Annotated in this window: 25 protein-coding genes and 1 riboswitch; of the genes, 18 read left to right on the plus strand and 7 right to left on the minus strand. The window is 29.3% G+C overall.

From position 1 onward, the window contains the following. The first annotated feature begins 115 nt into the window (after positions 1–115). The gene (locus OIO11_RS08315; protein WP_268070985.1) at positions 116–550 is read left to right on the plus strand and encodes a LytR/AlgR family response regulator transcription factor; all 435 of its coding nucleotides are present in this window, start codon (positions 116–118) and stop codon (positions 548–550) included. Between the two features lie 41 nt (positions 551–591). After that, the gene (locus tag OIO11_RS08320) at positions 592–1,857 is read left to right on the plus strand and encodes a sensor histidine kinase (RefSeq protein WP_268070986.1); all 1,266 of its coding nucleotides are present in this window, start codon (positions 592–594) and stop codon (positions 1,855–1,857) included. Here the strand turns inward: OIO11_RS08320 and OIO11_RS08325 are convergent. Both OIO11_RS08325 and OIO11_RS08330 read right to left on the minus strand, forming a co-directional pair. After that, a complete protein-coding gene (locus tag OIO11_RS08325; RefSeq protein WP_268070987.1) occupies positions 1,846–1,983 on the minus strand; it encodes an AgrD family cyclic lactone autoinducer peptide in 138 nt (45 codons plus the stop codon). The genes OIO11_RS08320 and OIO11_RS08325 overlap by 12 nt on opposite strands. Then, complete coding sequence (locus OIO11_RS08330; protein WP_268070988.1) at positions 1,973–2,551, minus strand: accessory gene regulator ArgB-like protein; 579 nt, start codon at positions 2,549–2,551, stop codon at positions 1,973–1,975. The genes OIO11_RS08325 and OIO11_RS08330 overlap by 11 nt, the downstream gene beginning before the upstream one ends. A gap of 622 nt (positions 2,552–3,173) precedes the next feature. Here OIO11_RS08330 and OIO11_RS08335 point away from each other — a divergent pair. The 5 genes from OIO11_RS08335 to OIO11_RS08355 all read left to right on the plus strand — a co-directional run bounded on the left by OIO11_RS08335 (position 3,174) and on the right by OIO11_RS08355 (position 7,737). Continuing rightward, positions 3,174–4,010, plus strand: coding sequence for a hypothetical protein (locus tag OIO11_RS08335; protein WP_268070989.1), 837 nt, complete (start codon positions 3,174–3,176; stop codon positions 4,008–4,010). A gap of 150 nt (positions 4,011–4,160) precedes the next feature. Further along, complete coding sequence (locus OIO11_RS08340; protein WP_268070990.1) at positions 4,161–4,709, plus strand: hypothetical protein; 549 nt, start codon at positions 4,161–4,163, stop codon at positions 4,707–4,709. 11 nt (positions 4,710–4,720) lie between these two features. Further along, positions 4,721–5,143, plus strand: a complete 423-nt coding sequence (locus OIO11_RS08345) for a hypothetical protein (protein ID WP_268070991.1) — start codon at positions 4,721–4,723, stop codon at positions 5,141–5,143. Positions 5,144–5,357: 214 nt separating this feature from the next. After that, positions 5,358–6,284: a hypothetical protein gene (locus OIO11_RS08350; protein WP_268070992.1), complete on the plus strand. Its 927-nt coding sequence runs from the start codon at positions 5,358–5,360 to the stop codon at positions 6,282–6,284. Between the two features lie 241 nt (positions 6,285–6,525). Next, positions 6,526–7,737 (plus strand): PAS domain-containing methyl-accepting chemotaxis protein, encoded by a 1,212-nt coding sequence (locus tag OIO11_RS08355; RefSeq protein ID WP_268070993.1) that lies wholly within the window; start codon positions 6,526–6,528, stop codon positions 7,735–7,737. A 59-nt stretch (positions 7,738–7,796) separates the two neighbouring features. On the opposite strand, the gene OIO11_RS08360 is transcribed toward OIO11_RS08355, so the two are convergent. Then, positions 7,797–8,834 (minus strand): FAD:protein FMN transferase, encoded by a 1,038-nt coding sequence (locus OIO11_RS08360; protein ID WP_268070994.1) that lies wholly within the window; start codon positions 8,832–8,834, stop codon positions 7,797–7,799. A 169-nt stretch (positions 8,835–9,003) separates the two neighbouring features. Between OIO11_RS08360 and OIO11_RS08365 the strand changes: the two genes are divergently transcribed. From OIO11_RS08365 to OIO11_RS08390, 6 genes are all read left to right on the plus strand, one after another. Next, entirely contained in the window at positions 9,004–9,384 is a 381-nt protein-coding gene (locus tag OIO11_RS08365; RefSeq protein WP_268070995.1) for a NusG domain II-containing protein, read from the plus strand. Positions 9,385–9,394: 10 nt separating this feature from the next. Continuing rightward, the gene (locus tag OIO11_RS08370) at positions 9,395–9,895 is read left to right on the plus strand and encodes a Gx transporter family protein (protein WP_268070996.1); all 501 of its coding nucleotides are present in this window, start codon (positions 9,395–9,397) and stop codon (positions 9,893–9,895) included. Positions 9,896–10,304: 409 nt separating this feature from the next. Further along, complete coding sequence (locus tag OIO11_RS08375) at positions 10,305–10,958, plus strand: aspartate/glutamate racemase family protein (RefSeq protein WP_268070997.1); 654 nt, start codon at positions 10,305–10,307, stop codon at positions 10,956–10,958. A 250-nt stretch (positions 10,959–11,208) separates the two neighbouring features. Then, positions 11,209–12,159 carry a DUF6263 family protein gene (locus OIO11_RS08380; protein ID WP_268070998.1) on the plus strand — a complete coding sequence of 317 codons (951 nt, stop codon included), beginning with the start codon at positions 11,209–11,211 and terminating at the stop codon, positions 12,157–12,159. Positions 12,160–12,325: 166 nt separating this feature from the next. Next, positions 12,326–13,558 carry a peptidase T gene (gene pepT, locus OIO11_RS08385; RefSeq protein WP_268070999.1) on the plus strand — a complete coding sequence of 411 codons (1,233 nt, stop codon included), beginning with the start codon at positions 12,326–12,328 and terminating at the stop codon, positions 13,556–13,558. A gap of 74 nt (positions 13,559–13,632) precedes the next feature. Then, positions 13,633–13,971: an arsenate reductase family protein gene (locus tag OIO11_RS08390; RefSeq protein ID WP_268071000.1), complete on the plus strand. Its 339-nt coding sequence runs from the start codon at positions 13,633–13,635 to the stop codon at positions 13,969–13,971. Positions 13,972–14,027: 56 nt separating this feature from the next. Here the strand turns inward: OIO11_RS08390 and OIO11_RS08395 are convergent, their stop codons facing one another. From OIO11_RS08395 to OIO11_RS08410, 4 genes are all read right to left on the minus strand, one after another. Next, on the minus strand, positions 14,028–14,273 hold the full coding sequence (locus OIO11_RS08395; protein ID WP_268071001.1) for a metal-binding protein: 246 nt from the start codon (positions 14,271–14,273) through the stop codon (positions 14,028–14,030). Positions 14,274–14,465: 192 nt separating this feature from the next. After that, positions 14,466–14,657: an H-type small acid-soluble spore protein gene (locus OIO11_RS08400; protein WP_268071002.1), complete on the minus strand. Its 192-nt coding sequence runs from the start codon at positions 14,655–14,657 to the stop codon at positions 14,466–14,468. 203 nt (positions 14,658–14,860) lie between these two features. Continuing rightward, the gene (locus OIO11_RS08405) at positions 14,861–15,325 is read right to left on the minus strand and encodes a chemotaxis protein CheX (RefSeq protein ID WP_268071003.1); all 465 of its coding nucleotides are present in this window, start codon (positions 15,323–15,325) and stop codon (positions 14,861–14,863) included. Continuing rightward, positions 15,316–16,188, minus strand: coding sequence for a response regulator (locus OIO11_RS08410; RefSeq protein WP_268071004.1), 873 nt, complete (start codon positions 16,186–16,188; stop codon positions 15,316–15,318). The genes OIO11_RS08405 and OIO11_RS08410 overlap by 10 nt, the downstream gene beginning before the upstream one ends. A gap of 219 nt (positions 16,189–16,407) precedes the next feature. Beyond that, positions 16,408–16,538: riboswitch (FMN riboswitch) on the plus strand. Positions 16,539–16,833: 295 nt separating this feature from the next. Here OIO11_RS08410 and ribD point away from each other — a divergent pair. The 5 genes from ribD to OIO11_RS08435 all read left to right on the plus strand — a co-directional run bounded on the left by ribD (position 16,834) and on the right by OIO11_RS08435 (position 21,163). Next, the gene (gene ribD, locus OIO11_RS08415) at positions 16,834–17,937 is read left to right on the plus strand and encodes a bifunctional diaminohydroxyphosphoribosylaminopyrimidine deaminase/5-amino-6-(5-phosphoribosylamino)uracil reductase RibD (RefSeq protein ID WP_268071005.1); all 1,104 of its coding nucleotides are present in this window, start codon (positions 16,834–16,836) and stop codon (positions 17,935–17,937) included. A gap of 144 nt (positions 17,938–18,081) precedes the next feature. Then, the gene (gene ribE, locus OIO11_RS08420; protein ID WP_268071006.1) at positions 18,082–18,735 is read left to right on the plus strand and encodes a riboflavin synthase; all 654 of its coding nucleotides are present in this window, start codon (positions 18,082–18,084) and stop codon (positions 18,733–18,735) included. 14 nt (positions 18,736–18,749) lie between these two features. Further along, positions 18,750–19,976: a bifunctional 3,4-dihydroxy-2-butanone-4-phosphate synthase/GTP cyclohydrolase II gene (locus OIO11_RS08425; RefSeq protein WP_268071007.1), complete on the plus strand. Its 1,227-nt coding sequence runs from the start codon at positions 18,750–18,752 to the stop codon at positions 19,974–19,976. Between the two features lies 1 nt (position 19,977). After that, complete coding sequence (gene ribH, locus OIO11_RS08430; protein WP_268071008.1) at positions 19,978–20,439, plus strand: 6,7-dimethyl-8-ribityllumazine synthase; 462 nt, start codon at positions 19,978–19,980, stop codon at positions 20,437–20,439. 64 nt (positions 20,440–20,503) lie between these two features. Next, entirely contained in the window at positions 20,504–21,163 is a 660-nt protein-coding gene (locus OIO11_RS08435) for an HAD family hydrolase (protein WP_268071009.1), read from the plus strand. The last annotated feature ends 272 nt before the right edge of the window (positions 21,164–21,435 follow it).

The following is a 21,435-nucleotide window of genomic DNA, read 5'->3' on the forward strand; positions in this document are numbered from 1 at the left end:
TTATGCCTATAGCTGGTATAACCATCTTAGACCTCATTCCTTCAATAAAGGATTAACTCCTTTTGAAGCTCGGTACAGCTCATAAAAATATTAGGCAAAAGTGTTACAATTTTACTTGACCAGAACAGTTTTAAAACCTTATGATAAAGATCAGGTAATAGCTATGGTAGAAAAGCTAATTTCTCATACTACTAGAAATAGTTCTAATAAACATGAAAGAAAATATGTCATATTTGACTTGAAAAATGGCATCAGTGTAAAGCTGTATATTGATGAGATATTATTTATAGAGGTCAGACTTAGAAACTGTATCATTCATACACCTAAAAAAGCATACACAGTAAATAAATTATCACTTAAAGAGGTTCTTGAATTTATGGATTGTGAGGATATTATTCAGTGCCATAAGTCTTTTGTTGTAAATGTAAAATATATAAGAGAAATAGAAAAAATAGATGGCAAAGTAAGTCAAATTCACTTTGAAAGCTATGATGAAAGAATTCCTTTAGGTTATAAATTTAAAAGCATAGTAATGGACAAGTTTAAATAAATTACTCTATTTTAAATTTATAACAATGAGGAGTGTTAGAAATGTTAAAGATAGTACAAGAATTTTTCATTACTTTTATTGAGCTAACGATAATTATGATTTTATGGAGCAAGTTTTTTCTAAAAGAAAATAATAATTGGTTTAAGAATGTATTCATAATGGCTATTAGCGCATTTATAGCAGTTATGTTGTCTTATACAAAGCTGTATTATGATATGATTATAGTTTATTTTAGTATTATTCTTTTGGTTAAATTTGTGTATAAGAGGTCATTAATTAAAACATTATTGGAATTTTTAGTGATTGCTTGTATGAGTATACTATTACAAGCAGTTAATTTAGTAATTATAAATTTAATTGGAAGTAAATATTCAGATAACTTCATGATTAATATGACTTGTCTTTTAATAGATTTATTTTTAGTTATTTTAACAAGTTTTTTTATTTCTCACAAAAAAACAATAGAAACTCTTAATTTAGATAATAATGCATTATATTATTTTATAGTTAATTTAGGGGTATATGTAATATTATCTAAACTTATATGGGAAAAAAACAAGAACTTGATACTGAATAATCTATTTATATTTATCTTAATCTTTTCATTAATTGTAATATTAAGTTTATCTTTATATTCTTATATAGTTAAAATAACTGAAGAGAAAAAAACTTTAGAAGTGCAGGATAAATATAACCCTATATTAACAGATATAATTGAAGATATAAGACGAAGGCAGCATGATTTTAAGAATTATTTAAACACAATAAATGGAATAGTTGAAGTGACAAGTGAAAAAGAAATTAAACATGAATTGAAGAAGTATATTAAGTCAGTGAATTCTTCAAATAGGATCATAGAAGATATTATGCATATAGATAATATCGTAATTAAATCTATAATATATAATAAGTTATGTGAAGCGGATAGGTTAAATATAAAGTTTTCATTTAATATAAGAAATAACTCTTTAGATGGAATTTTAAATGATTATGAGATTTCAGATATACTTAATAATCTTCTTAATAATGCCTTTGAAGAAGTTAAAAAAGATAGTGACAAGGATAAAATTGTTATATTGAATATACTTACAGAAGAAAATAAAAGTATTTTAGAGGTTAGAAATACTGGTACACCAATACTGGAAGAGAATATAAATAATATATTCAAAAGAGGCTTTTCAACTAAAAAAGGTAAAAACAGGGGATATGGACTTTATAATATAAAGAAAATAGTTGAACGTAATGGAGGCAAAGTTCAACTATTCTTTGAGGATAACTATACTGTTTTTAGAGTATCATTTAAGTAAACTTTCTGGAGGAGTAGGCTCTCCAAGAAAGAAAAGACAAGATGACTTACTTATAGCTCCTGCTAGGACTAGTAAACATAAGCCTAAAATGTGTGTTGCTGATTTGAATTTGATGTTACTTTTCATAATTATTCTCCTTTCTAGTTGGTATGACTTGGATTATTTCTAATATAATAGTTAAAAAGCCACAGTTTAAATAAGCTGTATCTTTTACGTAAAACAATAAAATAATTGACCATGATATAGTAAAGAAAGTAGATAGGTATTTTAAAGTCTGCTTTCTTTTTTGGTTTTTTATAGGTCTATACTTATTTGGAAATGGTGCATTAAATATAACTATAAGTACACTTAATATTGCTGCTAAATAATAAATTAAAATATTCAATTTAGGAAGCAGTGGACCTACTAATGAAGTGATTAAGAACATTATAATGGATGCAAATAAGCAGCTCATTGTAGTATTGCAATGATATCCACCGAGAAAAATTCTTGTAGTAAATAAAATTGCCATGGAGAATAAAAGATAATTTATTCTTCCAATGATCAAAAATAAACTTATTAAAATTACTATTTTAAATGTCTCACCTAAAACAGCTTGCAATGCATAGTTTATTTTCGCTAGATTGTCAGTATCATGGATATTACTATTTTTTTCTATATAACCTGTTATTTTAGAGGATAACGTATTTATCATTTTAAATCACCATATATGTTTTATTATAAGTTAATATAGCATATATTTACAGTTAAATAAACAAAAAATACATGAAAGGTAAAAAAATGAGCATGAAAAGAAATATTAGTAAAATATATTCTTTTCATGCTCAAAATTGGACGTTTTATGTATTTAGTATTGAATTATGATTTTAAAATTATATAATTTAACTTGTAATTGGGATAAACTTAAGTTTTTGGTAGATCTACAAGTATTTAAAAGAACTTAAAATGTCTAGGGTTATTTTCTTTAATAGAAGTTTCCATAGTAATTGAATTCGTGGAGTAATGTTAGTTCGCTAGATAAATTTAATATCTTAATAATAGTTCAATTTCATATATGGAATTATCTTTTGGACTATGAATGAAATTATGATTGAAGAAAGATACTTGTTGTTGGACAAGCACTTAAAGAATAGTAGGTAGTATAGAAGGTTTCAAGAATTAATACTTTTAGGCTAATAGGTTATTCAAATAATTTTATAAATTTAGTTTAGCTATTTCAAAACAGCCTACGACTTCTTAATAAGCATCACAAATGTGAATTTGATTTTTAAAATTAATCATAAAAATGAAAATATTAATATGGGAGTGATAATTTTATGAAAAAGAAATTAATTTGTTCTTTATTAACAGCGATTGTGCTTTTAACACCTACTGCAACTACTTTTGCATCAATAAATACAAATATTTCAAAAGAAACAGTTGTAGAAGAAAATTCTAAAAATGAATCAAAAATTAAATTAAATGAAAGAGAAAAACAGGCTTTATCTGAATTAAATATTTCAGAAGATGATATTATAGTTTTAGACAAAAACAGCGTTTTTTCAAACGAAGATTTGAAGAAAATAGAATCAGCTGAAGCTAAAGATGAAACTGATGGATTTAAAAAAGTTGAGGAGATAACATTTCAATTAAAGAAATCTAGAAGAACTCGTAGATCTGCTTCACATCCAGATGGAATTAAGAGAATAGACAAAGTTAGATTATATGTAGATGGTCCTACTAGAATGAATACAAATAAATATGGAATGAGACATTGGTTAAATGTTGGTTTTACTTTAACAGTTGGTGGTATTAGTCAGAAACTAGGTACAGCAGCTACTATTCTAGGAATAAATGCTTCTGATTTTTTACCGACAGCAATACCAGGAGAGGCGTTGACAAAAACACATACTAAAGTCTATCATGATTATTATTATAAGAAATATAATCCTGTACAAAAAATAGAATGTATCTATGTAAAAACAAGTTCATTAGAAGTAAAAACTACTGTAGATATTTACACAAAAGATAAAAAAAATCATCCTTATACAAATCGTCAAGAGACTATAAAAAACTTTTATACTAAACATTATGGTGATGGCTCTTGGATTTATAGTGAAGTAAATAGAAGATGTAGCACAAATATGCAGGTTTATTATATAGATCAATTTTAACTAAAAATAATATCCTTTTAAATTTTACATAAGGCATTTTAAAAGGATAGTGTTTTTTAATATTAATTAGTATAATGTATTAGAAATAATGTCATCCTATACTAAAATAATTTGTGATCAAACAAATACATCATCAAGGAGAATTTTACTATGAAAAGAGTACGTGCAAGAACTATATTAGTAATCTTATTTGTAGTTTTAGTTTTAGCTTATGTATATATAGCTTTCCCAAGAACATATAATAAGACTTTTCAAGGCATAAAATACAGATTAGGAGAAACTAATAATCAATTTACTGAGAAAGTAACTATTTCAATTAATGGGAAACTATCAAACGACTTTATATTTGGAAAAAAATTTGTAGGAAAAATAAAAATTAATGATTTAGAATTTCCTAAAGAAAACGAATTAAAAGAAATAAAATTAAAATTTGATAAATATAATAGATCTAATATTCAATACTATTTTGTTAATAAGGCACAAACTTTTTCACAAGTAACATACGGGCCAATATACATAAATGATGATTTTAGTCAATTAACTATTAATATAATGGAACCCCAGAATTTATATATACCTAATAAAAAGTGGATTGGAGATAATGGACTAATGATAGCCGCTCCTGCCTCTAATAGAAAAGAGGCTTTGCAAATATCCAACAGTTTAATGAAATATATTTTAAGTAAAGAGTTAGAATAAATAAATCAAAATTGTTAAAAGTACTGTTAGTAATAATAGTAGTATCTATGCTGCATATATATTCAATGGAGTCTAGAGAGTTTGCAATGCAATTTGAAGTAGTACATACATATCAACAAACTCAAAAAGGTAAAAAAATAAAAAAAGATATAATTTCAAATGCAAAAATCAGAGAATTTTATAATGGATTATTAAGTGGAATTAGTGGGGATTTTCTCATAGATGATAAAAATGTTTCATTTAATGCAATAAAGGTTAATTTAAAGGGTAATTTAAATGATAAACAAAATCATTCATACAAGGGAAGTGCTAAATATAAAAATAAGAGATATAATTTAGATATTACTATAAAATGGAATGGGATTGGGGCCACGATATTTGGAACTTTATATGATAAGTCAAACAAAAATCAAATAGAATTTGAAATAAATTAGAAAACAATAACTAGAAGTTTCTGTTTACGTATTTATTTGGTTAAATAGAAGGGACTGTCCCAAAATAAAATTCATGAATTTTATTTTGGGACAGTCCCTTCTATTATCATAAAATATTTAAAATTATAATAAGAATAAATGTATATGATTAATATTTACATAAGCAATATTTTCTAAATATGAATTCTAGAAAAGAAATACAGGAGGAAATATTATGGTAACATCCAACAAAAATCTGGAAGCAACAAATTTGTTAGATCAAGTTAGAATTAATGATGGTATAGAGGAATTAAGCAAAGTTTTTAAGAAAATGGTTATGTGTGATATAAAATATGCCATGGATTTAATCAATGCTGAAGGCTTACAGTTCACTTCATTATTTGTACTGAGAGATGATATAAAGAAGTTATATATTTTTGACAGATTGAACAAGAGAAATCAAATGGCTTTAGATATGGTCAATACTATGTTAGCTAATGACAAAAAAGATGAGTTTGCCTGTTATTGTTCTTGGATACATGATGCTCAGATGGTTATCTTTGTTTTGAGATGGATGATGGAAACAGGAAGCAGTGATGATGGATTTAGTGAAGAGTACACTAAAGTGATGGACAGTACAGCAGCAATTTTAACAACTGTATTTGCAGACAAAGCATCGTTACAGCATACTGTGGACTTAATTTTTCAGCGTTGGGAAAAAGGAAGGTTTATTGACTATCTGGTATGGGCATTTTTTCAAGCAAGGGAGCCCTATAGTTTAGTTATGATTGCAGAGTACCTAAAATCTACAAAAATAAAAGAAAAAGAATTAGCTTGCCGCCTTCTTGCTTTTGCACAATCTGTACAGATAAGTGATGAGATTGATGGAGAAGAACAATATATGATTTTCCAAGAATGGCTTGAAGAGAATAATCTGTATCTGTATTTTCAGGATGAAAGCTTTCAAGAAAGCAGTCATCCAGTACCTTATGTGGTGATATGGAAGGCAAAATACATGGGAAAGACTGTATCGGTTGATTCAGGTGAGATAATAGGTTCCTTGACAGAAGAAGAAGAACTGATATTAGAAGAATTTGAAAGTTTGGATGAAGAGACAAAAATTAGTCTTGCAGAATATTCATCTTTGATGCGTATCAAATAGGTCCTCTAACCTAATGTAATAATTTAAAATTAAGATTCAGGCTGTTGACATATTGTCAGCAGCCTGAGTTTTTCTTTAAAAATATTTAACAAGTATAAATAAGGTTTAGTTACAATTTTGATAAAATAATATATAATGTAGATATTATAGAAAATTAATACATTAAGGGTAAAAATATATATTTAATTTATCTACAAACAATAACTATATTGAAAAAAATACAGGGGGTTAGTAAAATACTATGTTTGACAACAAAAAAATAAAAGAACTAAAAGAAGAATTAAGTGAAAAAGATAAAGAAATTTTAGAATTAAAAAGACAGAATAATATTTTGAAAGGAATTCAATCAGCTATGCCTGATCCATATTATGTTAGAGATATGGATTATAATATAATTTTATGGACAAAAGCTATGGAAAAATTAACAGGCTATAGTGAAGAAGAAGCAAAAAAAATTAAATGTTACGATATATTTAAAGCTGATGTATGCAAGGATTGTGCTACCCAAAAATGTGTATTAAGCAGACAGTTTTTAAAAGATGCTGCTGTAGATATATATAACAAAGATAACGATTCTATTACTACTTTAGTATCAAATGCTGGAGTATACGATGACAATGGAAATCCTGTAGGAGCTGTAGAGATAATAAAGGATAGTACTAGATATAAAGATTTAATAAGTTCAGTAGAAAGTAATTCTGAACAAATAAGTTCTGTGGCTGAACAGCTTGCAGCATCTTCTGAAGAGGTTGTGGCACTATCAAATGAAATAAATGAACAAGCATTAGAAATTAGTAATGAAGCAAAAAAAGGAGTAAATACTGCAGATGAGGTTCAGCATAAGACTAGTAACTGTACTGAATTTGCTAATAATGTTATGCATAATATGCAGACTATTAATAAATCTATGAAAACATCTGTTGCAAAAATAAATGACTTAAAAGAAAAATCAGAACTTATTGTAAGTATAGTAACAACTATACAAGGAATAGCTTCTCAGACCAATTTGCTTGCTTTAAATGCTTCTATTGAAGCAGCCAGAGCTGGTGAACACGGCAAGGGATTTGCAGTTGTAGCAGATGAAATAAGAAAATTAGCAGAAGGGTCAAATGATTCTGCTGGAGAAATAAATAAAACTATTGATGATATCATAAATGTTGTTAAAGAAACAGTAATATTTAGTACAGAAACAGAAAAGAGTTTGGAATCAGGTAGAGCTGATATTGAAAGGCTGCTTCAATTTATAGAAGGTATAAGTCTATCCTCAAATCAGATGCTTCAATTGGTAAAAAATATAGAAGAAGTTACTTCACAAGGTTCTGAAAGTAGTAAAAATCAGAAAATGGCGATGGAGGATATTGCTAGAGCCAGTCAACATTTAGCTGATATTGCACAGACATTAAAAAGTGATTTTGAATCAGAGATTAAGAAAGTAAGTTATGATAAAATGTAACTTTATTAAGATATTTAAAAAGACTATGAAAGAAATCATAGTCTTTTATTTAATGTGACTTAGTTTTTTAACTTAAACTTAGTATTAGTAATTTTAAAATTATCTTTAAGTCCAGAAGTAACATATACATCTGAATCCTTTGTTACAAAAATAGCATCTACATTTTTCAGAGATTCTGTTAGTTTTAAACCCTTCTCTAAGCCTAAAGCAAAGGCAGTAGTAGATAGTGCATCACCATCTATGGATTTATCAGCAATTATGGATACACTGACAAGAGAATTATCAACAGGATATCCATTTTCAGGATTTAAAATGTGGTGATAACGCTTGCCGTCTTTTTCAATAAATCTTTCATAAATACCAGAGGTTATTACTGATTTATCAGATACTTCAACAGTTCCTAGATATTCTCCTCTAGAGTCAAAAGGATTTTGAACTCCCAGCTTCCAAGCTTTGTTGTCAGGCTTTGAACCTAATGCTACAATATTTCCACCTAAGTTTATAATAGCGTGCTTAACACCATTTTCCACAAGAACTTTTTCCACTTCATCACCGGCATAGCCTTTGGCTATAGAACCCAGGTCTATAATCATACCTTTGTTTTTTAACATAACTTTATTTTCTTTTTCATTTAGTAAAATATTTTTGTGATTAATCAAAGGTAATTTATCTTTTATTTCTTCAGGTGAAGGTACTCTTGCCTTATCAGTACCTATATTCCAAAGCTTTACTATAGGTCCTATGGAAATATCAAACTTGCCTTTAGATAATTCAGAATAGTAGTTTCCTTGTTTAATTACATAAAAAGTATCAGGTGATACTTTAACATAATCTAGTCCAGCATTTGAGTTTATATTAATGATTTCACTACTGGCTTTATTAATTGTCATTTTATTTTCAATTTCATTTATTCTGTTAAAAGCCTTTTCTAAAACATCTCTAGAGGATTTATTATATATAGTAATCTTACAGTAGGTTCCTAAGAAAAGTCCTTCTTTCGAGATTGGTTCTGGCTGTTTTCGTGTGCAGCCTGAGAGTAAAAATACTAAAATTAATGATGTAAGAATCAGCGGTAAACCTTTTTTACACTTAAACATTTTCTTCCTCCAATGTTTATTAAATAATAGTTATTTGACTCCCTAATTTTACCCGTTAGATGAATAAAAGTCAATTTGCGACAAAGTTCTCATTGTACAAAAGATTTGTTTAAAGGTATAATACTATTGACAGTTCATAGGCTGTATACTTTTAAAAGGAGTAGATTCTGTGAAAAAATTTGATAAAATAATAGTGGCTTTTTTTATTTGTTTAGCTGTAGGATTAGGGATTTTCTTTAAAGTAAATAAAAAAGCTGATTATTCAAATAAGTATGTGGAGATATATGTAAAGGGTAATTTGTATAAAAAGATAACTCTAACTAAAGAAATGAAAAAAGAAAGAATAGATATTAAGACTGATTTAGGTGAAAATATTGTAGAAATAGAGATGGGTGGAGTTAGAATTATAGATGCAGATTGTCCAGACAAGATATGTGTTAACGATGGTTTTAAAGATAAACCAGGAGATATTCTTGTATGTCTCCCGCATAAGGTTATGATACAAATTAAAGGAGAAAAGAATACAGATATAGATGAAGTTTCCTATTGAGGTGAATCTAATGAAAAAAACACAAAAACTAACATTTATTTCTTTATTTGTAGCACAGGGGTTAGTACTTTATATGGTTGAAAGAATGATACCAGTACCCTTTATTACACCAGGTGCAAAATTAGGGCTTACAAATATAATTGCAGTATTAGCTTTGTATATGTTTGATTTTAAAGATATATTTTTAATTATTGTTTTGAGAATAATTTTATCTACCTTATTAGGAGGAGGTTTATCTAGTTTTTTATACAGTATTGCTGGAGGAATATTAAGCTTTTTGGCAATGTATTCTGTGAAAAAGTTAGGTAAAGATGAGGTAAGTATTATAGGAATAAGCATTATAGGCGCAGTTTTTCATAATATAGGACAGATAATAGTTGCAGCTTTAGTAATAGAAAATGTAATGATAGTTACTTATCTGCCAGTTCTTATAGCAGCGGCATTGGGAACGGGGTTTTTTGTAGGATTAACTTCAAAATACTTGCTGCCGTTTATTAAGAAAATTGCATAGCAATTTTCTTAATAGGTACAAGGAATAAGGTACAAGGGAAAAAAGGTGCTAGGTACTAGGAAAGGAACATTTTCTTCCTTAGGTCAGAAAATATTTGAATATAAATTAAAAGAACAAAAAGCTAGTGAAAAATTTTTCACTAGCTTTTACAATTATTAGCACCTAGTACCTAAAATAAAACTGATTTTCATTAATTAAAAGGTTAATTCATGAAACAAAGGATTACAATAAAACTTATGGAATAATATAATATAAAGTATTAACTGGCAATCTTTTAAGTTGTGGGGACAGCATTAGTTTAATGCTAGATAAAAGATTGGCTATGAAAAATTTTTGTAATATACTGAATTGAAAAAAATTTTCAATCAGTACTAATACTTTTAGTTTAAATTATATAGGGGGCATATATATGAATAGTATTAAAGTTGCAGTTATTGCTGGAACTCCTGTAGATACTCAAATGGGGGTAGATTTTTTAATATCAAAAGGAATTAACGCAGTGGGTTATCCGGTATCTTCATCTCCGGAAGAACAATCAAAGCTGCAAATATTATCTCCTTTTGAACTCAGGGATATAATAAAAAATATGATAAAAAGAATAAAATATGAAAAAAATGATGCAATAATGATATATTGTAATTCTTTAAGTAGTGCAGTAGATATGGACAAACTATCAGAAGAAGAAGATATAATAATTATTACTCCACTTACGGTTTATAAAAAAATAGCTCATAACTATACAACTATTGGGGTACTAACAGCTAATAATCAAAGTTCAGCAGGTATTGAAAAGACTGTACAAAGTGTAAATTCCAATTGTAATGTTATTGGAATGGGAATATTGCCAGTAGTTCTGGATATAGAAAAAGGCATATCAGCCGAAAAGATAGTTCAAAAATTTTCATTGAAAAATATCATAGAATTTTACAACTTCATAAAGGTTGATGTAGTTATTTTGGGATGCACACATTTGCCTTATTTACATAATGAATTGAATAAGTATGCGTCTATTCCTATTCTTGACCCAGCAGAGTTAATGTATAAAATCATATGTAATATTTAATTCTAGTAACCAGTCGCCAATTCCCAGTCACCAGTAAAAGATGTTTTGCTAATGCAAAACTAAAATTAAAATAAAAAATAAAAATGAAATAGACTTAAAAGTAGAGATAATCTATCTTTAAGTTTATTTCATTTTTATTTTATTTAACTTTTTTTAATTCATTTTCTTTATATATTTAATAATTCATGGAACACTAAGTATAAGAGAATATGTTATACAGCAGATAAATAAGTTAGGAGGCAGTTGTAATATGAAGAAAAAAAGAGTGAGTTTTATTATATTTGTTTTAATTAGTATGATATTGTTTAATGGATGTATACAAAAAAAAGTAAAGCTTTCATTGAAATTGAAAAAAGGAGATTCTTTCAAAATTGATATGCTTTTTGAACAGAAGGTTACTCAAGAGATTAAAGATAGAAAAACAGAGGTGGATTCTAGATGTAATATAGGATATTCTTGCTTTGTAACAGATGTTGATGAAAATAAAAATGCTACTGTTCAAGTGAGTTTTGATTCCTTAAATATTAAAAGTATGGCAAATAACGGACAAACTTTGGAATATAATTCTGGAGATCCAACTGCAGATATGAGTGACTTAAGTAAGGTTTATTCTACATTAATAGGTGAAGAATTTACAGTTAAAATAAGTGAAGATGGAAAGATAAAAGAAGTAATGGGAATAGATAAAATTATAGAGAAAGTTTTAAAGGAATTGAACATAAAGAATAGCAAACAACAAGAGGAAATTCAAAAAATGATTGTGGAGCAGTTCGGTGATGAAGCATTAACGAAACAAGTTCAGAATATTACAAGTGTTTATCCTGATGAACCAGTTAAGTCTGGAGATACATGGGAAAAGAAAACAGATGTATCATCAGAATATCCTCTTCAAGCGGAAAGTAAATATACTTTAGTGGAAAGCAAGGACAAAATGTCAGAAATAACGGTAGATTCTAAGGTTAAGACAAAAGATAATGCTGAACCATTAATTTTAGGAAATATAAAAATTAGTTATGATATTGAAGGAACACAGAAGGGTACATTAAATGTGGATGAAGAGAGCGGCATAACTAAACATGTTGAAATGACTCATAAATATTCAGGAAAGATTAAATTTACTTCTGAAGATCCTAACATAGGAGCGCAAACCTTTCCTATGACTGCAGAAGGCAGAACAGTAATAAGCATATCTGGAAAATAATCTAGTACATTGCAATAATGTGCATTATAATGATAATAGTAGAATAATTAAAATTAGTCCCCAGTAACCAATCCCCAGTAACTAGTTTTAACATGTTCTGTTTTTATGGTGATTGGTGACTGGGGATTGGAGATTACATATATGACGTGAAGGGAGAAGATTGAGGATGGAAGCAGTAGTAGAAAAGTTTCTTAAATATGTTAAATTTGATACTAAATCAGATGAGGAAAGTGGAGTTACTCCAAGTACAGAAGGACAGAGAGTTCTTGCACAAGAATTGGTAAAAGAATTAAATGAAATGGGTATGAGCGAGGTATTTTTAGATGACAAAGGATATGTTATGGCGACTTTACCGGCTAATACGGATAAAGAAATTCCTACAATCGGTTTTATAGCTCATATGGATACAGCTCCAGATATGAGTGGAAAAGATGTTAAACCTAAAATTATTGAAAATTATGATGGAAAAGATATAGTACTTAATGAGGAACAAAATGTAATGTTAAAGGTAGAAGATTTTCCAGAAATTAAGGAATATGTGGGAAAAACTTTGATAACTACAGATGGAACAACTCTTTTAGGTGCTGATGATAAGGCTGGAGTAGCAGAGATTATGACTGCTGTGGAATATTTAATAAATAATCCAGAAATAGAGCATGGAACTATTAAAATTGCATTTACGCCAGATGAAGAAATAGGTGAAGGCGCAGACCACTTTAATGTTGAAAAGTTTAATTCAGACTTTGCATATACTGTGGATGGTGGAGCTATTGGAGAGCTTGAATATGAAAACTTTAATGCTGCAGGAGCTAAAATAACCATAAAAGGAAGAAATGTACATCCAGGCAGTGCAAAGAATAAAATGATTAACTCTATGATAATCGCAAATGAACTTATTTTCATGCTTCCAGATGAGGAAACTCCAAGTCATACAGAAGGGTATGAGGGTTTTTATCACCTTACTTCAATAAAGGGAGAAGTTGAAGAGACAAAGCTTAGCTATATAATAAGAGACTTTGATAAAGATAAATTTGAAGAAAGAAAGTATTTGCTAGATGTTATAGTTAAAAGTTTAAATAAAAAATATGGAGAAGGTACTGTAGAACTAGATTTGAAAGATCAATACTATAACATGAAGGAAAAGGTTGAGCCGGTAAAATATATTGTAGATACTGCATTTAAGGCTATGAAAGAGTGTGACGTAGTTCCAAAGGTAGTTCCAATAAGAGGCGGTACAGATGGAGCAAGACTTTCATTTATGGGACTTCCAACACCAAATTTATTTACTGGTGGACACAATTTCCACGGAAAGTATGAATTTATTCCTACTTTTGCAATGGAAAGGGCAGTTGATGTTATTCTTAAAATAGTAGAATTATATAAGAATGGTATAATGTAGGATTCTTGGTTTAGCGTTATAGAGAATAGTTTATGGCTAAGGTATATTACTAAATTTTAAGGAGAACATGAACAATGAATATTCAAATTTATGGAGTTAAAAAGTGTTTTGATACAAAAAAGGCTGAGCGCTATTTTAAAGAGAGAAGAATTAAATATCAATTTATTGATTTAACTATAAAGGAACTAAGCAAGGGAGAATTACAAAGTGTTAAATCAGCAGTAGGTCTAACGAATTTAATTGATAAAGAATCAAAGGAATATGAAAGATTAAATATTCAACACATTATGAACAGCAGTGTCAAGGAAGAGCTACTGTTAAATAATCCAAAGCTTTATAAAACACCTATAGTGCGTAATGGAAAAAAAGCAACAGTAGGATATGAACCTGAGGTTTGGAAGACTTGGGAATAATGCATATACAAAAAATCCTAATGAGAAGTAAGCTTTTCATTAGGATTTTTTATTCTTTACTGCATACTCTGTTTTGCCAGTCTAAGTACTTCTTGGTCTTGCGCAAAGGGAGCACAAAAGGTGAATATTTTTTCGTGTCCACATTCAGGACAAACACAGATACAAACATCATAAGGAACATCATCTATTATATGAATTTCTAAATCCTCAGCTATATATGAACCTCCGCAAATTGGGCAAGGAGTAGAATTAATGATTCCATATTCACTTTCAATGTATTTCATAATATCACGTAATACCATTTTATTCCTCCATAATCTAATGATAGGATAACTTAACATAGATAATGGTATCATTACAGAAGGTTATTTTCAACTATAACTAATGTTAGATTTTCGAAGTTAGCTATCCAAATAAAAAAACTGCCTCTTTCTAGTTTAGAAAGGGAAGTTTTTTAAAAAAGGAGTTGTTTGATTACAAAGAATATTTAGTTATCAAAGAATTCTTCCCGTTTCAGTCAAATCAGAAACAGGTACTACCATGCAGTTATTATCTCTCAAATTTCTAACTTGAGCTGTGTTTCTTTTATCATTTATATCTTCAATCCATACAGGAACATTACTATATATAACTTCAAGATTTGAATTAGACTCCATTATTTTTCTTGCTCTATCTATGCTTAACAAAATAAACACCTCCATACAGTTAGTATTTATATTAATTGATGAAATATACATACTGGAAAAATGTTGCGACGCAACATTTTTCCAATTGAGAATTGAAAATTGACAATGTTGGATTTTTAAACTTGGTTATATACATTGTTATTTAAGAAAAGAGGCATTTTAAAAAAAGATATAGTCTGTTTTACTATAGACAATCCTTTATTTTAAATATTTTCCAAAGCGATATTCATTTCGATAAGTATACCATCTATCTCAATACCTATACATAAAATTGAATTTGTATTCATCTTAGCTTCAAAATCACTTCCATATATCATTGTTGGTGTGGAAATATTAATATTTATCCCATCATTAGAAAAGATAATACTTGCATTAGCTGTTAACATATTTGAAAGTTCTGATAAAGCACTTTGTGCCATGTCATCTAACTCATTAACAGGCATTCCCATCATCATAACAGAAGCAATTTTTTTAGCACCTTCAATATCTAAACAATAAATAACATTTCCTTTAATATCCCCAACTATTCCTAAATTCAACATTACTCCCAAACTTTTTATGTTTTTTTCTTTAATACTTATACCTTGTTTCTTTATTTCTTTAAAACCAAGCTGAGGCATTACATTTAAAATAGAATTAACAAAAGGGTTTATATATCTTACATCCATTCTGAATCCCCCCTTGTAAAGCCTATATTTATATATATATCGCCAAAAATAGTTTCTGCAACTACTGATTGAGAATTAACTATAGTTTTTGATATTTTTAAAGAATTACCATGGAATATAGCTGGTGGAGCTACACGTAGTCCAAAAGCTTTATTTTTCCTATTTAATAAAGAACAAGCATTTCCTGCTATAATATTAGCAAACTCAGCCATCATAGCTAGTCCCTCTTCTTTATTCTTTAGATTTCTTTTTAATATATGTTTTGCTAAATCATCTACCGTTTCATAAGAAGCATCAATAACCATACTTCCACAATGTCTTCCTATAATTCCTACAATGATAGAAACACCTCTTGAGTCTATTGATTTTTCATTGATATCTAATTTAGTTTCAGTGGAGAGATTAGGAAGCGTTTTTGTCATTCTATTTATATTATCTAAAAATGTTTCTTTAAATATGTCGAAATAAATACCTTCTAATTCATGAAACATCTCTTCGCCTGACATTATTCTTTGTATTAATATTGACAATTCATCAGAATCTACAGGCTTTTGTATGTATCCAGATACTTTATTTTGTTTTGCTTTTTTAACAATTTCATCGTCCATCATAGAACTTACAACAACTACTTTAATATTTGGATCTATTTCATGAATTGCTCTAGTACATTCAAGTCCATCTGTTCCTGGAAGAGTCATGTCCATTGTTACTAAATCTGGTTTTTTATTTTTAACAACTTCTATAGTTTCTTCTAAAGAAGATGCATCTCCAATCACCTCAAATCCTTTTTCTGTTAATGTATCTCTAAGAATACTTATTGAAAAAGGTGAATCATCTACTATTACAATTTTAATATTTTTCATTTAAAATCATCTCCTTAATATTTTAATAAATTAACTACAAAAATTATGGCATTTTTTATCATATTGTAAAAATATTCGTTGTTTTTTGAAAAAACTAAATATTTTTATTGAAATTTATTTCAATAATGTTCATTTAATTAGAATAGTTTTATATTGACAATAAGCTAAAAAAATGATAATCTTTACATGTAAATGATTTAAAATTTAATAGAGGATAACTTAATCCTTCAGGGCAGGGTGAAATTCCCGACCGGCGGTTATAGTCCGCGAGTAATAGTACAAGCTGTATTATTGCTGATCTGGTGTAACTCCAGAACCGACAGTAAAGTCTGGATGGAAGAATGGATTAATGGATTTATATGTATATACAGCTTTTACAGCTGTGTGTTAATTCATGTATTTTTATTTGTATATTTGAGCCCTGAAAATATTATTTTCAGGGCTTTTGTTTATGGATAAAAGTGTGGATAAGTTAACAATTTTAAATCCTAGGTGTTAATATTTATGCCCATACATTTTAAACTTTTAATATGGGTATCATATCTAATAATCAATTAATTATTTTTCCATCAAAAAAATTCCCTAAATTAAAGTTATTTATTCTTATTTGATATAAGTTAATTTCATAAAATACGAGGTGATTTAATGGATCAAGAGTACATGAGAAGAGCCATTGAATTAGCAAAAAAAGGTGAAGGATATACCAAGCCTAATCCTTTGGTTGGTGCTGTTATTGTAAAAGATAATAAAGTTATTGCAGAAGGGTATCATCAATTCTATGGAGGACCTCATGCAGAAATAAATGCCTTTAGAAATGCTTTAGAAGATGTTAAGGGCGGAAAAATGTACGTTACTTTAGAGCCATGCTCTCACTATGGAAAGACACCACCTTGTGCACTGGCTATTGTTGAAAGTGGAATAAAGGAAGTAGTAATTGGAATGAAGGACCCAAATCCACTGGTGGCTGGACGAGGCATAAGGATAATGGAAGAAGCAGGTATAAAGGTAACTTGTGGTGTACTTGAAGATGAAGTAAAAGAGTTAAATGAGATTTTTATAAAATATATAACTAAAAAGCTGCCTTTTGTAATAATGAAAACTGCTATGACACTGGATGGAAAAATAGCGGCGCATACAGGAGATTCAAAGTGGATTACAAATGAGTTATCAAGGCAGTATGTTCACAGAATAAGAAATAAGGTATCAGCAATAATGGTTGGTATTGGAACAGTATTGGAAGATGACCCTATGCTTACTACAAGATTGGAAGACAAAGAAGGAGCTGACCCAATAAGAGTAATCGTGGATAGTCGTGGAAGAATACCATTAGAATCAAAGGTTTTAAATATTGATTCAGAAGTAAAAACTATTATTGCAGTTACAGAAAAGGCTAGTAAAGAAAAAATTAGGGAAATAGAGAACAAAGGAGCAGAAGTCTTAATAATACCTGAAAGAAATGACAAGGTAGACCTTAAATATCTGATGAAGGAATTAGGAGAAAGAGACATTGACAGTATTCTGTTAGAAGGCGGAAGCACTCTCAATTACTCAGCTTTAAATGAAGGGATTGTGGATAAGGTAATCTCTTTCATAGCTCCTAAAATCATCGGAGGAGAAAAAGCCAAAACACCTGTAGGTGGAGAAGGTAGAGAATACATGAAGGATGCTATTGCTCTTGAAAATATAAAAGTATCAAGATTCGGAGAAGACGTTGTGATTGAAGGAAGTATAAAAAACAGTAGCCAGTAACTAGTGACCAGTAACCAGAAAATAAGTATAGTTATTGAGAGTATTGTTATAGAAAAGGTATTAAAAGTTTAGCATTAGCAAAACATCAATAACTGGCTACTGGCTACTGCAAACTGGTTACTGAAAAAAGGGTGGTGATTGGAGATGTTTACAGGATTAGTAGAAGAAATAGGCACAATTGATACTGTAACTAGGGGAGTTACTTCTGCAAAGATTAAGATAAAGGCAGAGAAAGTGCTTGAAGGTGTCAAGCTGGGAGACAGTATAAGTACCAATGGAGTATGCCTTACAGTAACTCAGTTTACTAAGGATAGTTTTGTAGTAGATGTTATGGCTGAAACTATGAGGAGAAGCAGTTTGGATGGCTTGAAAAAAGGAGATAAGGTAAATCTTGAAAGAGCCCTAAGTGTTGGAGACAGACTGGGAGGACACTTGGTTAGCGGGCATATAGATGGAACTGGTGCAATAAGTAAATTTGAAGATGAAGATAATGCTACATGGGTAAGCATAGATGCACCTGAGAGTATTCTAAAATACATAGTTATGAAAGGATCAATAGCAATTGACGGGGTAAGCTTAACAGTTGCTTATGTGGATAATAAAATCTTTAAGGTGTCCATAATTCCTCATACTAAGGATGAAACAACTCTTTTGAAAAAGAAAGTAGGAGATACAGTTAATCTTGAATGCGATATGATTGGAAAATATGTCGCAAAATTCTTAGGTATCAGTGAAGAACAGGAAAAACCAAAAAAATCAATTGATATGAATTTTTTAAAAGAAAATGGATTCTTATAAGAGGGGTGTATAAAATGCAAGAAGTTAAATTTAATACTATTGAAGAAGCGATAGAAGATATAAAAAATGGAAAAATAGTAGTTGTGGTAGATGATGAGGACAGGGAAAATGAAGGCGACTTATTGATGGCCGCTGAAAAAGCAACTCCTGAAACTATAAACTTTATGGCTGCCTATGGAAGAGGGCTAATATGTATGCCTATGACAGGTGAAAGATTGGCAGAATTAGATTTAAATCAGATGGTATCTAATAACACAGATGCAAAAGGAACTGCTTTTACTGTATCTATAGATGCTGTGGGAACAACGACAGGAATATCAGCTCATGAAAGAGCTATGACTATTGTAAAGGCAATAGAGGATGATGCAAAACCAGGGGATTTTCAAAGACCAGGTCATATATTTCCACTTCAAGCTAGAGAAGGTGGAGTGCTAAAAAGAGCAGGACATACTGAAGCTGCTGTAGACCTTGCAAGACTAGCAGGACTGAAGCCAGCAGGGGTTATATGTGAGATTATGAACGAAGATGGAACTATGGCAAGAGTTCCTCACCTTATGGAATATGTTGAAAAACACGACTTAAAGATTATAACTATTGCTGATTTAATTGCATACAGAAGAAGAAAGGAAACTCTAATAGAAAGAGAAGGTGAAGCGAATTTACCTACAAAATATGGAGAGTTTAAATTAGTAGGATATAGAGAAAAGTTAACTGGAAAAGAACATGTTGCTTTAGTTAAAGGTGATGTAGAAAATGGGCAACCAGTACTGATAAGAGTACACTCAGAATGTTTGACAGGAGATGTTTTAGGATCTCTAAGATGTGATTGTGGAGATCAGTTAGCAGCAGCTTTAAATGCTATTGATGAAGAAGGAAGAGGAATACTTCTATATATGAGACAAGAAGGAAGAGGAATAGGTCTTCTTAATAAAATAAAAGCTTATGCACTTCAAGATAAAGGGATGGATACTGTAGAAGCTAATGTAGCATTAGGTTTTGCTCCAGATTTAAGAGATTATGGAATTGGAGCACAAATACTTGAAGACCTTGGCGTTAAAGAAGCAAGACTTATGACTAATAATCCTAAAAAAATGTCAGGAATATCAGGTTATGGCATAGAGATCGTTGAAAGAGTTCCTATACAAATGAATCACAATGAAAGAAATGAATTTTATTTAAGAACTAAAAAAGAAAAAATGGAACATATGTTATGTTTCGATAAAATAGAGGAGGAAAAGTAAGATGAGAGTTTATGAAGGAAATTTAATTGCAGAAGGTTTAAAATTTGGAATAATAGTAGGAAGATTTAATGAATTTATAGGTGGAAAATTATTAGATGGAGCATTAGATGGTCTAAAACGTCACGGAGTTAAAGAAGAAGACATAGAGCTTACATGGGTACCAGGAGCTTTTGAAATGCCTCTTGTTGCAAAAAAAATGGCTAAAACTAAAAAATATGATGGAGTTATATGTTTAGGAGCTGTTATCAGAGGTTCTACTCCACACTTTGATTTTGTATCTAGTGAAGTATCAAAAGGAATTGCAAATGTATCATTAGAAACAGAACTACCTATAATCTTTGGAGTACTTACAACAGATAGCATAGAGCAAGCAATAGAAAGAGCAGGAACTAAAGCTGGAAATAAAGGATATGATGCAGCAGTAACTGCAATAGAAATGGCTAACGTATTAAAGGAAATCTAGTATAATATAAACTGACTGTATATTTACAGTCAGTTTATTATTTTAATAGGAGGAAAAAATATCTATGGATAAGTTCAAAAACATTAAGACAATCTTTTTTGATTATGATGGAACCCTTCATGACAGTATGTACATTTATAAACCTGCTTTAAAGAAAGCACACTCATATTTAGTAAATGAGGGCTTGGCAGAAGCAAGAGAATTACCAGATGAAGAAATTAAATATTGGCTAGGGTTTAACAGTATAGATATGTGGCAAAATTTTATGCCAGAGCTTTCTAAAGAAATGCAGCAAAAAGCTAGAAAAATGGTTGGAGAAGAAATGAAATTTCTAGTTAAAGAAAAAAAAGCGGCTTTATACGAGGGGGCCATAGAAATTTTAGAATATCTAAAAGCAAAAGGTTACAATCTAGTTTTTGTAAGTAACTGCAGCTACTACTATAAAGACATTCATAATGAAGTATTTGGTCTGGATAAATATTTTAAAGAACTGGCTTGTGCAGAAGAGTATGATTATATACCTAAATATGAGTTTTTAAAAGAGGTTATGAAAAAATATCCAAAAGACATGGTGATAGTAGGAGATAGACACCATGACATGAAGGCAGGAAAAATAAACAATATATGCACTATTGGATGCGATTATGGTTTTGGTGAAGAAGAAGAGCTTGAAGAAGCAGATTTAATTATAAAAGATATAAGAGAGTTAAAGGAATACTTATAAGATTAGGTATGTATCTAAACTTTGTAATTTGCAGGACAGTGCCTAGCATTAGTATATATGTTAAAAGGTATTATTAACCATTGATAATAAATGGAATAAAGGATATTGTTTATTAAGGATAGCTTTCAATTGCTAACAGAGATTGAGAACTATCCTTATGTTTTTATTTATTACCTTAAACCATCCTTAAATATTCCTTAAATTAGATATAATAATATTTAAATACTTATATTATTGAGTATAATAATATATAATCCAACATTTTTGAATTA

Origin of the sequence: Clostridium sp. ZS2-4 (assembly GCF_026719745.1) — a bacterium.
In the GTDB taxonomy this organism is placed as follows: domain Bacteria; phylum Bacillota; class Clostridia; order Clostridiales; family Clostridiaceae; genus Clostridium_H.

Bases quoted from the DNA above. Each gene is read 5' to 3' on its own strand.
- OIO11_RS08320 (WP_268070986.1), top strand. From the start codon at position 592: ATGTTAAAGATAGTACAAGAATTTTTCATTACTTTTATTGAGCTAACG.
- OIO11_RS08325 (WP_268070987.1), bottom strand. From the start codon at position 1,983: ATGAAAAGTAACATCAAATTCAAATCAGCAACACACATTTTAGGCTTA.
- OIO11_RS08330 (WP_268070988.1), bottom strand. From the start codon at position 2,551: ATGATAAATACGTTATCCTCTAAAATAACAGGTTATATAGAAAAAAAT.
- OIO11_RS08335 (WP_268070989.1), top strand. From the start codon at position 3,174: ATGAAAAAGAAATTAATTTGTTCTTTATTAACAGCGATTGTGCTTTTA.
- OIO11_RS08340 (WP_268070990.1), top strand. From the start codon at position 4,161: ATGAAAAGAGTACGTGCAAGAACTATATTAGTAATCTTATTTGTAGTT.
- OIO11_RS08350 (WP_268070992.1), top strand. From the start codon at position 5,358: ATGGTAACATCCAACAAAAATCTGGAAGCAACAAATTTGTTAGATCAA.
- OIO11_RS08355 (WP_268070993.1), top strand. From the start codon at position 6,526: ATGTTTGACAACAAAAAAATAAAAGAACTAAAAGAAGAATTAAGTGAA.
- OIO11_RS08360 (WP_268070994.1), bottom strand. From the start codon at position 8,834: ATGTTTAAGTGTAAAAAAGGTTTACCGCTGATTCTTACATCATTAATT.
- OIO11_RS08370 (WP_268070996.1), top strand. From the start codon at position 9,395: ATGAAAAAAACACAAAAACTAACATTTATTTCTTTATTTGTAGCACAG.
- OIO11_RS08375 (WP_268070997.1), top strand. From the start codon at position 10,305: ATGAATAGTATTAAAGTTGCAGTTATTGCTGGAACTCCTGTAGATACT.
- OIO11_RS08380 (WP_268070998.1), top strand. From the start codon at position 11,209: ATGAAGAAAAAAAGAGTGAGTTTTATTATATTTGTTTTAATTAGTATG.
- pepT (WP_268070999.1), top strand. From the start codon at position 12,326: ATGGAAGCAGTAGTAGAAAAGTTTCTTAAATATGTTAAATTTGATACT.
- OIO11_RS08390 (WP_268071000.1), top strand. From the start codon at position 13,633: ATGAATATTCAAATTTATGGAGTTAAAAAGTGTTTTGATACAAAAAAG.
- OIO11_RS08395 (WP_268071001.1), bottom strand. From the start codon at position 14,273: ATGGTATTACGTGATATTATGAAATACATTGAAAGTGAATATGGAATC.
- OIO11_RS08405 (WP_268071003.1), bottom strand. From the start codon at position 15,325: ATGGATGTAAGATATATAAACCCTTTTGTTAATTCTATTTTAAATGTA.
- OIO11_RS08410 (WP_268071004.1), bottom strand. From the start codon at position 16,188: ATGAAAAATATTAAAATTGTAATAGTAGATGATTCACCTTTTTCAATA.
- ribD (WP_268071005.1), top strand. From the start codon at position 16,834: ATGGATCAAGAGTACATGAGAAGAGCCATTGAATTAGCAAAAAAAGGT.
- ribE (WP_268071006.1), top strand. From the start codon at position 18,082: ATGTTTACAGGATTAGTAGAAGAAATAGGCACAATTGATACTGTAACT.
- OIO11_RS08425 (WP_268071007.1), top strand. From the start codon at position 18,750: ATGCAAGAAGTTAAATTTAATACTATTGAAGAAGCGATAGAAGATATA.
- ribH (WP_268071008.1), top strand. From the start codon at position 19,978: ATGAGAGTTTATGAAGGAAATTTAATTGCAGAAGGTTTAAAATTTGGA.
- OIO11_RS08435 (WP_268071009.1), top strand. From the start codon at position 20,504: ATGGATAAGTTCAAAAACATTAAGACAATCTTTTTTGATTATGATGGA.